The sequence below is a fragment of the Streptococcus sp. 121 genome (assembly GCF_016458205.1).
GTDB lineage: Bacteria > Bacillota > Bacilli > Lactobacillales > Streptococcaceae > Streptococcus.
Genome location: NZ_JAEMED010000022.1, coordinates 1 through 12,313, shown reverse-complemented (window position 1 = coordinate 12,313; position 12,313 = coordinate 1). Strand labels below are relative to the sequence as shown.

Sequence of the window (12,313 nt, the reverse complement as noted above, 5' to 3'; positions counted from 1 at the left end):
CCTTCTAATTAAGATTCACTCTCCGAACGTCTCACGCGCTCTCCGTAATATTGATAATAATCTACTCTTAGAGTTCCATTATACAATTTTCTCTTCTTATCCGCCACACTGCCAAATTTCTCCTCAAATTGACTGTCACTAGTCAGAATGAACTTACTCCAAGTTTTCAGGGGAGCAAACGTTTCTCCCATTTCCTGATACAAGCGGGTCACGCCTTCATCATCCATCAAGCGTTCCCCGTAAGGGGGATTGGCAATAATGACGCCATTAATAAGATCTGTCCGAAAGTCTTGTAACCGCATTTGCTTAAAGGAAATGCTTGAAGCCACACCGGCTCGTTTCGCATTTTCCTGGGCCAAGCTCACCATCTTCCCGTCAAGATCGGAGGCCATAATTCTTAGATCCAGATTCGTCTTCTTGGCTGCTTTAGCCTCTTCTTTTACCATTTTCCAAAGAGCTTGATCAACCCAAGGCCATGCCTCGAAGGCAAAAGATCGCTGCAAACCAGGAGCCTGGTTTAGTGCCTTCATTGCAGCCTCGATCACAATGGTTCCAGACCCACAGGTGGGATCGACTAAAGGTTTATCTGGGAACCAATTCGAAAGATTAACTAAGGCAGCGGCCATATTTTCCTTGAGGGGCGCCCCTCCCTTCTCGGTACGGTAACCACGTTTAAAGAGACTGTCGCCACTAGTATCTAGCAGAACCGTAACTTGATCCTTAAGAATGGCTACTTCAATTGAGAATACAGGGCCTGTTTCAGGCACAGGAACACCTTCTGGGCGCGCATAAACTTTCTGCATCTTTCGAACAATCGCTTTTTTAGTAATCGCCTGCACACTAGGTTCATTATGTAACTTAGATCGAACACAACGAGCCTTTGAAACAGGAAATTGAACACCAAGCGGAAGATAGTCTTGCCAATCGATAGCAAAGACACCTTGATAAAGGTCCTCAAAAGTCTTGGCTGGAAACTGTCCCAAGACTAATTTAATCCGATCAGCAGTACGCAGCCAAAGATTGGCGCGCATAAACACCTCCTGGCCGCCTTGAAATCGAACCTTGCCATTTTCAACCTGACAGTCAATTCCCATATCTCGTAGCTCACGCCCAACCAAGGCTTCCAGACCTGCTGCAGCCGTTGCCACTATTTGAAATTCTTTTTTCATACTTTTCCTCTATAAAACAAAAGCTAGCATACGCTAGCTACCTATGTGTAATTTTCTATAAGCCATGTTCTGTTCCGGAAATAACTAGGTCTTATTTCCTTCGATAATCATCTGTCTACCGGTATCCCGGTCAGGATGCTCCGTTCGGATTCCAGGCATCCCATGCCCCGACCAAAATTTGGGTTGCTAGCTTGAGGGGTTTACCGCGTTCCACTTTTCCCGTTTCCAGGAAAACTCCGTCACTGTGGCACTTTCAGGTCTAGTAAAGCTTATCCGTGGACTTAGCTTTTTCGACCGCCGTAACGATTTCTCGTCCCTAGGCTTATGTCTTCGCCTAGCACAAACACTACCAGCATCACAGCTGGTGCTAGCATGGACTTTCCTCATACTTGACAAGCAAGTATGCGATTATCCGAAAATTACACGTTCTTGATTACAAACCTTTATCGACAATCTGTTTGCCAAAGACCTCTTTCTCAAGACGGTTCAAGCGGCGTAAAATATCATAATTGGAAACTGAAACCGCCTGTTCCTTGGGAAGAGCTGTCTGAGCATAAGTCGGTTGTACAGGTGCTTGTGCCTGTACCCGTGGTTGTACTGGCTCCTGGGGGCTTGGTTTAGCAACTTTTTTCTTTAATTCTTGGATTTCTTGTTGCAATTCTTTAACCAGAGCTGCATAGGTTTCATAATCTTTGATGACATCATCTAGAAACTCATCAACTTCTTCTTTATTATAGCCCCTTACGGCTGTCTTAAAATCTTTGTCAAAAATATCTTTCGAGGTAAACTGAATACTGGCCATCTCTCTCTCCGTTCTGATTTATAAGTCTAATTATATAAAATCTTTTGTAAGTTTAGCAAGGGCTAGCCATTATCTTTTAAAAAATTTTCCGCTTCTTCGTTTAATTCGGAAAAACCCAGCAATTGTAAGGGGATTCCTTTTTCTTGGGTTGCAATCCTCAAATAGTTGAGGTTAGTTGGACTTTCCTCATCATATAATAGTAAAACTTCTCGGGCATGCCTTAGTAGAAGTTCTTGGTAGGCCTTGAGCTGTCCCGGATTTTCATAGGTTTCATATGCCGCGGCAACATAATCTAGACCTTTAAAACGCTCTAAGACTGCTTGATTGGCTTCGTTCCAATTTTTTCCTTGATCTTGAAAAAGAAAAACACAAGCCATCTGAAAATCGTAACCTTCAGCTCGAAGTTCTTCCAAAACATCCAGTGACCAGGCATCGAAACCAAGTTGACCACGAAAAACGATATAATCAATGCCTTCTTCAAGGTAGCGACGATAGGTGCGCTTAAGAAGACTTTTAAGGATTGGAAGACGAGCATCCTTGGTACCAAAAATGCCCAGTTCAAAACTGGTGTAACCTGCTGCTAATAATGTCGCCATTTTAAAACAGTTCCTCTTTCTAAAGTGTGGTATAATGGTTGGGTGTAATGTTGCAAAAGGAGGCTTATGGTTCAGTATCCGTCCAAACTTGCAAGACAAACCCGTTCAGGCCTGCCTCGGTCCCAAAAGAAGAGGACCAATTTTGCCAACCGGGGAATGTCTTTCGAAAACATGCTTAATGAAACCAATTCCTATTATCTCACAAAAGGGCTAGCTGTGATTCATAAAAAACCGACGCCGGTGCAAATTGTCCGGGTGGACTATCCCCAGCGAAGCCGCGCTAAAATTGTAGAGGCTTATTTTAGACAAGCGTCTACTACGGATTACTCTGGAGTTTATAAGGGCTATTACCTCGACTTTGAAGCCAAGGAAACGCGGCAGAAAACAGGTATGCCTTTGAAAAATTTCCACGCCCACCAGATTGAGCATATGGGACAGGTCTTGGAACAGGAGGGAATTTGCTTTGCTTTGCTCCACTTTTCAACATTGCAGGAGACCTATCTGCTTCCGGCAGAAGCTCTCATACGAAGCTTCCAAGATAATTGGAAGTCTCTTCCTATAGAGTTTATTCGGGAACATGGCTACTCGATTTCTTTGGGGGCCTTCCCTAGCGTACCCTATTTGGAAATCATCGAAGAACATTTAATAGGTGGTAAGTCTAAATGAAGAATTTTTCATGGCCGAGACTAGGCAAATTTCTTGTCCTCGGAATGCTATCGCTCTTCTTGGCATTGGTTGCCTTGGGTGGAGCGGTTTTCCTTTATTTTGCAATCACATCCCCGACCTTGTCTGAGGAACAATTGATTGCGACAACTTCCTCCAAAATCTATGACAATCAAAACAACTTGATTGCAGATTTGGGTTCGGAGAAACGAGAGAATGCTTCGCCGGAAGAAATTCCAGTCGAATTGGTCAATGCCATCGTATCCATTGAGGACCATCGCTTCTTTGACCACCGTGGCTTGGATGCCATTCGGATTGCGGGAGCAGCCCTCAATAACTTGACAAGCAGTGGAACGCAGGGAGGATCAACCCTAACACAGCAATTAATCAAGCTGACCTATTTCTCTACCGCTGCATCTGACCAGACCTTGAGCCGGAAGGCACGGGAGGCTTGGCTAGCTATGCAACTGGAGCAACAAGCGACCAAGCAGGAAATCCTAACCTACTACATCAACAAGGTCTATATGTCCAACGGAAATTACGGAATGAAGACGGCCGCTCAAAGTTACTATGGAAAAGATCTCCGTGACTTGAGTTTGCCACAATTGGCTCTCTTGGCTGGAATGCCTCAGGCACCTAACCAATACGATCCATACACCAATCCCGAAGCAGCCCTAGAACGTCGGAATTTGGTCTTGCGTGAGATGAAGGACATGCATTACATCTCCGCTGAACAATATGAGCAAGCCATCAACACACCAATTACCGATGGTCTTCAAAGTCTCCGCAGGACTGAAAGCTACCCAGCTTACTTGGATAACTACCTCAAACAGGTAATTGAACAAGTTGAAACGGAAACAGGTAAAAACTTGTTAACAACTGGTATGGAAGTCTACACCAACGTTGATATTGAAGCTCAACAGCAATTGTGGAATATCTATAATACCTATGATTACGTTGCCTATCCAGATGATGAAATGCAGGTTGCATCAACCATCGTAGATGTAACAAATGGACGCGTTGTTGCCCAACTCGGTGGTCGAAACCAATCCAACAACGTTTCATTCGGAACCAACCAAGCGGTTGAAACCAATCGTGACTTTGGTTCCTCTATGAAGCCTATCACTGATTATGCACCTGCAATCGAAAATGGTATCTATGATTCAACAGGAACTTACGTTTACGATACCCCGTATAACTACCCTGGCACTAACACACCCGTTTACGACTATGACCGCCGTTATCTAGGAACGATTACGCTTCAATATGCTATCCAAGACTCACGGAACGTACCGGCTGTCCGGGCCTTGGAAGCTGTCGGTCTTGAAGACTCCCTTCAATTCCTCAATGGTTTAGGAATCAACTATCCTGATATGGTTTATGCCAACGCCATCTCAAGTAACACCACGATTTCAGATCGTCAATACGGGGCTAGTTCTGAGAAAATGGCTGCAGCCTATGCTGCATTTGCTAACGGCGGAACCTACTATAAACCGCAATATGTCAATCGTGTGGTTTACCAAGATGGAAGTTCCCAAGACTTAACAGATAAAGGAAATCGGGCTATGTCTGAACAAACAGCTTACATGGTTACCGATATGCTCAAAACTGTTTTAACGCATAATACTGGTAGAAACGCAGCAATCGCTGGTCTCTACCAAGCAGGTAAGACCGGTACCTCCAACTACGGAGATGACGAAGTCCCATTGCTGACTCGTTCTACCGCTGGTTCTTACATCGCTGCACCGGATGAGCTGTTTGTAGGATACACACCACAATACGCCATGGCAGTCTGGACCGGTTACAATAACCGCTTCACACCAGTCCTCGATAGTGGTATTGACGTTGCGACTAGCGTTTACCGGAACATGATGGCCTACCTCCATCCAAACGGAAACGAGGACTTCCCAATGCCAAGCGGTCTCTATCGCAGCGGAAGTTATGTCTTCAAAAACGGAGCAGATACTTCAAATGCTGCTCGAGGTGCACGCCAAGTTCCAAACAACACCAATACCAACCGTTATGATGACGAAGACGATGAGGATACCTATTTACCATCAAGCTCTAGTAGCTCTACCCCATCTTCCACTGAAGATGGAACACTTCCTTCATCTAGTTTCGATACAACCTTCCCTAATCCCAACCTACCATCTTCAAGTGAAGGAAACGGAGCCAACAACACGGGGAGAAATCAATTCGGTTTTGAGTAGTAATGAGTAATCCCAGCGATAAGTCGCTGGGATTTTTTCAGCAAATATACTCAAAAAGCTCAAGTTTCGCATTAACTTGAGCTTTTTTTAAATTACTTCCAAAAGTCATCAAATACTGTAATCGGGAGATGGCGTTTATGTTGGGCTTTGAACCAGAGTTCTTCAATTCGAGCTTGGTCTTGAGCTAAAACACTTTTCCCTTCTAAATAATCATCAATTGTTTGATAGGAAATTCCTAACGCTTGTTCATCGGACAAGAGCGGTTTCTCTTCTTCCAGATCTGCAGTCGGTACTTTTTCGTAAAGAGCAGCTGGCGCTTGCAAGGTTTGCAAGAGTTGACGACCCTGGCGTTTATTAAGTCGATACAGGGGGAGGATATCGGCGGCACCGTCTCCAAACTTGGTGAAGAAGCCTGTTAAATTCTCTGCCGCATGATCTGTACCAATCACAGCCCCTTGTTGCGCACCTGCAATGGCATACTGAACCTGCATCCGGGCTCTAGCCTTGATGTTGCCTTTATTAAAATCGGAAATACTTTGGCCTGCAAACTCTAAGCTTGCAACCAAAGCATCTACACTTTCTTTGATATTCACAGTTACAACTTGGTCTGCTTGGATAAAATCAAGTGCTGCTTGCGCATCCGCTTCATCTAGTTGTTGACCGTAAGGAAGACGTACAGCAATAAATTGATAGTTGGGATCGCCCGTCTCCAATCGTAACTCTTCCATAGCCATTTGTGCCAAGCGACCCGCCAAGGTGGAGTCCTGTCCACCCGAGATACCAAGGACATAGGTTTTCAAGAAGGGATGTTTCTCCATGTATTTCTTGAGCAATTCAATACTTCTGCGGATCTCTGCCTGAGCATCAATTGCGGACTTTACTCCAAGAGCCTGAATAATTTCTGCTTGTAAGCTCATGCATCTACTCCTTCTTCCATAGCCTGACGGCGAACCTTTTCAATCAGTTCCATTTTGTTTTCCCAAACGTCTCGGGCCAAATCTACTGGATAATCCTGTGGATTAAGAACGCGTTTGTACTCATCCCAGAGTTTGTCAAAAGCTGTACGCGCATGAGCCTGAATATCTACCAAATTCGGAGACTGGTAAATCTGTACCCCATCTTCAAAAATTGTTTTTAAAAGAGGAACTGCTTGGAAATCCTTGACTCGTTTGTTGATATAGGTATAGGTAGGGTGGAACATTTCCAATTCAGGTAACTGATTCACATCCTGATCCGCAAAGGAAATGTAATCTCCTTCGGATTTGCCCTTACTGCCACTGGTAATTCGCCAAACCTGTTTCTTACCTGGAGTGGATACCTTTTCCGCATTGCTTGACAATTTAATGGTATCCCGCATTTGTCCCTGGTCATCTTCAATAGAGACAATTTTGTAGACTGCACCTAGTGCAGGCTGGTCGTAAGCTGTAATTAACTTGGTCCCGACACCCCAGACATCAATTTTAGCCTTTTGCATCTTGAGGTTAAGAATCGTCGTCTCATCCAAATCATTCGATGCGTAAATTTTCGCCTCGATAAAACCTGCATCATCTAGCTGCTGGCGGACTTTTTTTGAAATATAAGCAATATCGCCCGAATCAATCCGGACACCTAAGAAGTTGATTCGATCTCCCATTTCCTTGGCGACACGAATCGCCGCAGGCACACCCAGCCGCAATGTATCATAGGTATCTACTAAGAATACACAGTCGCGATGGGTTTTTGCGTAAGCTTTAAAAGCTTGGTAGTCATTGCCGTATACTTGAACCAGTGAATGGGCGTGGGTCCCTGCCACGGGGATCGCAAACCGTTTCCCAGCCCGGACATTACTGGTTCCAGATGCCCCTCCAATAAATGCGGCCCGGGTTCCCCAAATGGCCGCATCCATCTCTTGAGCCCGACGGGTACCAAATTCTAGCAGCGGCTCATCCCCGATAACAGACTTAATTCGTGCAGCCTTGGTTGCAATCAAGGTTTGGTAGTTGATGATATTTAAGAGGGCTGTTTCCACCAACTGACACTGTGCTAGTTCACCTTCAATCTGCATCAAGGGCTCGTTCGCAAAAATCAGATCCCCTTCTTGCATGGACCGAACGGTTAAGGTTAACCGGAAATTCTTAAGGTAGGCTAGAAAGTCCTCCTGGTATCGCTGATCACGTAGATAACTTAAATCTGATTCAGTAAAGCGGAAATCCCGGAGGTATTGAATCACCCGTTCCAAACCAGCAAAAACAGCGTAACCATTCTTAAATGGCAATTTCCGGAAATACAATTCAAAAACGGAGTGTTTTTGGTGAATGCCTTGTTCAAAATAAACCTGCATCATATTGATCTGATACAGATCTGTATGCAAGGTCAAACTATCATCTGGATACATATCGACTCCTTCAAAAATACTAGTCCTATTATACCACATGAAGGAAGCTGTAAAAAGCTAGGAATTGATGGAAGATTTCACTGCTTTCACAGTGTTTTCATTATGGACGTTCATTCTAGAATCTACATAACAAAAAAGGCTGAGACAAACCCAGCCTAATCATTATAATTCTGAAATATATTTATAGACCTGCTGACCAGCCATTGCTCCATCGCCAACAGCTGTGGTAATTTGCCGAAGGTCTTTTTGACGAATATCGCCAATGGCATAAATACCATCTACTTTGGTTTTCATCTCGTGATCGGTTGGAATCCATCCGTTTTCGTCCGTAATCCCTAAATCAGATACAAATTCACTAACAGCATCTAATCCAACATAGATGAAAACAGCTCCATAAGCCTCTTCTGTCACGGTTCCGGTCTTAAGATTTTCAAGGACAACGCTTTGAACCTTCCGATCATCGCCTTTTATTTCCTTGACCACAGTATCCCAAATAAAATGGATTTTTTCGTTTGCAAAGGCCCGATCCTGTAGAATTTTCTGGGCTCGAAGTTCATCCCGACGATGAACGATGGTCACTGTTTTTCCCATCTGAGTAAGGAAGAGGGCCTCTTCCACAGCCGAATCACCTCCACCAACAACCAAAATATCCTCATCACGGAAGAAGGCTCCGTCACAGACTGCACAATAGGAAACTCCGCGACTATTGTACTCTGCTTCACCTGGAACCCCCAACTGACGATGGGATGAACCAGTAGCAACAACGACTGTCTTAGCTTGGAAATCCCCAGAGTCTGTATGGACTACCTTGTAGTCTCCTTTATCCTCAACAGATTGAACCCAGCCAAAAATATATTCCACGCCAAATCCTTCCAAAGGTTGGAACATGTGATCGGCTAATTCTGGACCAGAAATCTTAGCAAAACCTGGATAATTCTCAATATCTGCGGTATTATTCATTTGCCCACCTGGAATCCCGCGTTCCAAGAGCGCAACCTTCAAATTACCACGTGCGGCATAAAGGGCAGCAGTCATTCCAGCCGGCCCGGCCCCAATAATCAGTGTGTCATACATAGATTTTCTCCTCTTGTAGCTTTTACAGTCATTATAGTCCCATCTCTTAGCAATTTCAAGAAATCCGTTTCAAGAAGATCAGAGCACAATCAATAAGGCCATCACTGCAAAGGAAAAAATCGGAATCACTAAGCAAGAGGCAATAAAGACCTCATGCCTCATTTCTCGCTTACTCCGTCCCTTTCCTAATCCACGAAAGTAGAAGAACAAGGCCAGAACCAGAGTCCCGACCGTTGTAATCAATAAGCTCTGAAAGTAGAGCCTCATCATCTCCGCCAGCATCCTTAAACCTCATCTCTACGATAATTGGCCAAGAAGACCTTGGTCCGCTCCTGCTTAGGATGATGGAAAATTTCGTCTGGTGTTCCCTCTTCGATAATTTTTCCTTTTTCTAAGAATAAAACTCGATCGGCTACTTGCTCGACAAAGGCCATATCGTGACTGACCAAAATCATGGTTTGCCCGTCATCCGCGGCCTGGCTAATAGCCTTCTCCACCTCACGAACCAACTCAGGGTCTAAGGCAGATGTTGGCTCATCCAATAATAAAACACTTGGTTTCATGGCTAGGGCGCGAGCCAAACCAACCCGTTGCTTCTGGCCTCCTGACAATTGTTTTGGATACTGGTCCACCTTGTCAGCCAGCCCCACTTTGGTCAACTCTTTTAAGGCCAAATCCTTAGCTTTAGGTACAGGCATTTTTTTCACCTGAACCAGCCCCTCCATAACATTTTCTAACACTGTACGTCTAGAAAAGAGATTAAACTGTTGGAAAACCATAGACAGTTGTTGCCGCAAGGCCAAGATATCTTCCTTACTTGCAGTCTTCACATCTAACACTTTATCTTCTACTTGAATGGTACCGGCATCAGCGGTTTCTAAAAAATTGAGACTCCGAAGAAAGGTTGACTTACCAGCCCCTGAAGAACCAATCAAGGCAATCACTTCCCCCTTCTGTATCGTCACATCCAGCTTATCTAAAACCACTTGTTTACCGAATTTTTTGCTTAAACCTGTAACTGAAATCATCTGAGGCCTCCTATTCATCACCAATGGCTAGGCGGCGTTCCCACCAACGGCCAAATTGCTCAATCAAGATGCTGACAGCCCAATACACAAGAGAAACGGAAATAAAACGCTCAAAGTAGCGGTAATCAGTTCCTCCCAAGATTTGAGCTTGGGCAAAAATCTCAACTACCCCCGCATTGAAGGCCAAAGAAGTTCCCTTCGTTAAGCCAATCAAATTATTTATCAAGGTTGGCAGTGCAATAACAGCGGCATTCGGAAAAACAACACGACGGTAGACTTGACTTTCTGTCATACCCAAACTCCGCGCCGCTTCCATCTCTCCAGGATCTACTGCAAGAATTGCAGCACGAATAGTCTCACTGGCATAGGCAGCTTCATTAAAAGCGAAGGCCACCACTGCAAAAACGACTGCAGGAATCGCATTGATATTCCAATCGGTTCCCAGACTCTGGTTCAAAGCTTTCAAAAGAAGTGGAATTCCATAATAGGTTAACATTAACTGAACCAAAATCGGTGTTCCCCGCAAAAAGCTAACAAAAACTGCTTGAACGGGGTAAAGAATCCGCACGCGTCGGATCTTTACTAAAGCAAAAAGTACTGCTAAGAGCAAGCCAAAGATAGAACCCGCGAGGGTCAAGCCCAAGGTAATCGGCAGCCGTTCTAAAATCCGAGGTAGACCATCAAAAACTGCTCGTACACTAAAGAGTTGCCCATCAGGCAAACGATTCATCAAATTTTCATAAAAACTAATTCCTAGATTCGGGATCATACATTACCTCATATTCCTAAAAGGTCTGACGCTTAGCCTTCCGTTCTGCACGGCCTTGAGCACGGCGTTCAGCCCGTTTGGTTTTTCTGCGTTTTTCGTTGACCGCCCACTGAATCTTTTTCTTGTAGCCTGGCTTGATTTTCTTTTTCTTTTTCTTAACCAAACCAATCATTTCAGTGTCGAGTTTTTCTCGTTTTTTCTCCCTTTGGGCCCGGCGGTCCCGGTCATAGGTGTCGACAAAAGCTCCGTCTTTCATTTCTTTTGGAAGGAAGGAAATCCCCATTTTCTCCAAATCCCGAATGGCCGAGTCATCCTGCGGAGAATAAAGGGTTATAGCGGTTCCGGCCAAGCCATTTCGGCCTGTACGACCTACACGGTGAACAAAGAAAGATAGATCTTGAGGAATGGCATCATTAATCACATGACTAACTCCTTCAATATCAATTCCACGTGCTGCGAGGTCTGTTGCCACTACATAGGCATATTCCAAATTTTTCACCTGGTTCATGATCCGCTTGCGTTCCCGAGGCGGAATATCTCCGTGGATACGAGCAACTTTCAAGCCCTGCTCCTGTAGATACGTATAAAGTTCCTCTGCCCGGCCCTTTGTATTGACAAAAATCATGGCCAAGTAAGGCTGAATCATTTGAGTCATTCGGTAAATTAACGCATTGCGGTCACGACCTTTGGTTGAAACCAACCAATTCTCAATGGTATCTGCAATAACCGTCTTGGTAGCAATCTGCTCTATAACTGGTTGTTGCAAATATTTTTTCAGGAAAGGTTGCAACTTTTGCGGAATGGTCGCAGAAAAAACCAAGATTTGGACATCCTTAGGTAGACGTGAAGCAATCTGGTCAACCGTCTCTAGGAAACCCATATCCAAAGTCATATCCGCTTCATCTACCACAAAGGTCTGAGTCCGATGAATATCCAGATCACCACTGTCCACCAAGTCGTTGACTCGACCTGGTGTTCCAATCACAATATGGGGTTGGCTTTTAGATAGACGTTCAATTTGTCGGGCCTTATCTGTTCCACCAACATAATTAGCTAGGCGAACAGAAAAGGGTGCGTAGCTCGCCAGCTGCTTACAGGCTTGATAGATTTGGTCCGCTAGCTCTCGACTAGGAGCCGTAATGACCGCTTGTGTATAGGGCAGATCCTCTAACTTTTGGAAAATAGGGAGCAAGAAAGTGTGGGTCTTCCCAGACCCTGTTTTCGATTCTCCTACTAGATCCTTCCCACTCAAGACAACCGGAATTAATTTTTCCTGTACTTCTGTTGGTTGCTGAAAGTTGATTGCCTTCAGGGCTTGCTGAAGAAAGTCCTTAAATTGAAAATCTGTAAATTTCATGCGTCACATCCTTTTTTAACTTCTTACTATTATACCACATTGGAAAAAGGAAAAAGGCTGGAAAAATCCATTACAGCTAGACTTGTTCCCGAGTTTATCACTTTAAAAAAGACAAAAGATAGCTAACCCCTTGGGGGACAAGGAGTTTGGCTATCTTTTTTAATTATTTTCGTGTTGTATATGAACCTCTAGCATAATTTCTTAATTCCTCGAACTTCACAACTCCCTTTGTCCAGTCAATTCCAAGAAGCTTATTTAACTCCTGCATATC

At 44.4% G+C, this 12,313-nt stretch carries 12 protein-coding genes and 1 other RNA gene; 2 read left to right on the top strand and 11 right to left on the bottom strand.

Features of this window, described 5'->3' with window-relative positions; translation table 11 throughout:
- Window positions 1–8: 8 nt before the first annotated feature.
- The 4 genes from JEQ21_RS05710 to JEQ21_RS05695 form a co-directional block, all read right to left on the bottom strand.
- Complete coding sequence (locus tag JEQ21_RS05710; RefSeq protein WP_199364492.1) at window positions 9–1,169, bottom strand: THUMP domain-containing class I SAM-dependent RNA methyltransferase; 1,161 nt, start codon at window positions 1,167–1,169, stop codon at window positions 9–11.
- A 53-nt stretch (window positions 1,170–1,222) separates the two neighbouring features.
- Window positions 1,223–1,589, bottom strand: an RNA gene (rnpB, locus tag JEQ21_RS05705) — RNase P RNA component class B.
- Window positions 1,590–1,602: 13 nt separating this feature from the next.
- On the bottom strand, window positions 1,603–1,971 hold the full coding sequence (gene gpsB, locus JEQ21_RS05700) for a cell division regulator GpsB (protein ID WP_199364491.1): 369 nt from the start codon (window positions 1,969–1,971) through the stop codon (window positions 1,603–1,605).
- A gap of 62 nt (window positions 1,972–2,033) precedes the next feature.
- Window positions 2,034–2,567: an SLOG family protein gene (locus JEQ21_RS05695; protein WP_199364490.1), complete on the bottom strand. Its 534-nt coding sequence runs from the start codon at window positions 2,565–2,567 to the stop codon at window positions 2,034–2,036.
- Between the two features lie 66 nt (window positions 2,568–2,633).
- Here JEQ21_RS05695 and recU point away from each other — a divergent pair, with 66 nt between their 5' ends.
- Window positions 2,634–3,233: a Holliday junction resolvase RecU gene (recU, locus tag JEQ21_RS05690; RefSeq protein WP_196967072.1), complete on the top strand. Its 600-nt coding sequence runs from the start codon at window positions 2,634–2,636 to the stop codon at window positions 3,231–3,233.
- A complete protein-coding gene (gene pbp1a, locus JEQ21_RS05685; RefSeq protein ID WP_199364489.1) occupies window positions 3,230–5,440 on the top strand; it encodes a penicillin-binding protein PBP1A in 2,211 nt (736 codons plus the stop codon). The genes recU and pbp1a overlap by 4 nt, the downstream gene beginning before the upstream one ends.
- A 92-nt stretch (window positions 5,441–5,532) precedes the next feature.
- Here the strand turns inward: pbp1a and nadE are convergent, their stop codons facing one another.
- From nadE to JEQ21_RS05650, 7 genes are all read right to left on the bottom strand, one after another.
- The gene (gene nadE, locus JEQ21_RS05680) at window positions 5,533–6,357 is read right to left on the bottom strand and encodes an ammonia-dependent NAD(+) synthetase (RefSeq protein WP_199364488.1); all 825 of its coding nucleotides are present in this window, start codon (window positions 6,355–6,357) and stop codon (window positions 5,533–5,535) included.
- Window positions 6,354–7,814: a nicotinate phosphoribosyltransferase gene (locus JEQ21_RS05675; protein WP_199364487.1), complete on the bottom strand. Its 1,461-nt coding sequence runs from the start codon at window positions 7,812–7,814 to the stop codon at window positions 6,354–6,356. Before JEQ21_RS05675 ends, nadE begins: the two co-directional genes overlap by 4 nt.
- 162 nt (window positions 7,815–7,976) lie before the next feature.
- A complete protein-coding gene (trxB, locus tag JEQ21_RS05670) occupies window positions 7,977–8,888 on the bottom strand; it encodes a thioredoxin-disulfide reductase (protein ID WP_199364486.1) in 912 nt (303 codons plus the stop codon).
- A 78-nt stretch (window positions 8,889–8,966) separates the two neighbouring features.
- The gene (locus JEQ21_RS05665; protein WP_199364485.1) at window positions 8,967–9,158 is read right to left on the bottom strand and encodes a DUF4059 family protein; all 192 of its coding nucleotides are present in this window, start codon (window positions 9,156–9,158) and stop codon (window positions 8,967–8,969) included.
- 14 nt (window positions 9,159–9,172) lie between these two features.
- Window positions 9,173–9,916, bottom strand: a complete 744-nt coding sequence (locus tag JEQ21_RS05660; protein WP_196091435.1) for an amino acid ABC transporter ATP-binding protein — start codon at window positions 9,914–9,916, stop codon at window positions 9,173–9,175.
- A gap of 10 nt (window positions 9,917–9,926) precedes the next feature.
- Window positions 9,927–10,685, bottom strand: a complete 759-nt coding sequence (locus tag JEQ21_RS05655) for an amino acid ABC transporter permease (protein WP_196091434.1) — start codon at window positions 10,683–10,685, stop codon at window positions 9,927–9,929.
- A 16-nt stretch (window positions 10,686–10,701) separates the two neighbouring features.
- Entirely contained in the window at window positions 10,702–12,042 is a 1,341-nt protein-coding gene (locus JEQ21_RS05650) for a DEAD/DEAH box helicase (RefSeq protein ID WP_199364484.1), read from the bottom strand.
- Window positions 12,043–12,313 lie beyond the last annotated feature (271 nt).

What these genes read in the sequence shown, in the direction of transcription:
- JEQ21_RS05710 (WP_199364492.1), bottom strand. Translation starts at nt 1,169, where the DNA reads ATGAAAAAAGAATTTCAAATAGTGGCAACGGCTGCAGCAGGTCTGGAA.
- gpsB (WP_199364491.1), bottom strand. Translation starts at nt 1,971, where the DNA reads ATGGCCAGTATTCAGTTTACCTCGAAAGATATTTTTGACAAAGATTTT.
- JEQ21_RS05695 (WP_199364490.1), bottom strand. Translation starts at nt 2,567, where the DNA reads ATGGCGACATTATTAGCAGCAGGTTACACCAGTTTTGAACTGGGCATT.
- recU (WP_196967072.1), top strand. Translation starts at nt 2,634, where the DNA reads ATGGTTCAGTATCCGTCCAAACTTGCAAGACAAACCCGTTCAGGCCTG.
- pbp1a (WP_199364489.1), top strand. Translation starts at nt 3,230, where the DNA reads ATGAAGAATTTTTCATGGCCGAGACTAGGCAAATTTCTTGTCCTCGGA.
- nadE (WP_199364488.1), bottom strand. Translation starts at nt 6,357, where the DNA reads ATGAGCTTACAAGCAGAAATTATTCAGGCTCTTGGAGTAAAGTCCGCA.
- JEQ21_RS05675 (WP_199364487.1), bottom strand. Translation starts at nt 7,814, where the DNA reads ATGTATCCAGATGATAGTTTGACCTTGCATACAGATCTGTATCAGATC.
- trxB (WP_199364486.1), bottom strand. Translation starts at nt 8,888, where the DNA reads ATGTATGACACACTGATTATTGGGGCCGGGCCGGCTGGAATGACTGCT.
- JEQ21_RS05665 (WP_199364485.1), bottom strand. Translation starts at nt 9,158, where the DNA reads ATGATGAGGCTCTACTTTCAGAGCTTATTGATTACAACGGTCGGGACT.
- JEQ21_RS05660 (WP_196091435.1), bottom strand. Translation starts at nt 9,916, where the DNA reads ATGATTTCAGTTACAGGTTTAAGCAAAAAATTCGGTAAACAAGTGGTT.
- JEQ21_RS05655 (WP_196091434.1), bottom strand. Translation starts at nt 10,685, where the DNA reads ATGATCCCGAATCTAGGAATTAGTTTTTATGAAAATTTGATGAATCGT.
- JEQ21_RS05650 (WP_199364484.1), bottom strand. Translation starts at nt 12,042, where the DNA reads ATGAAATTTACAGATTTTCAATTTAAGGACTTTCTTCAGCAAGCCCTG.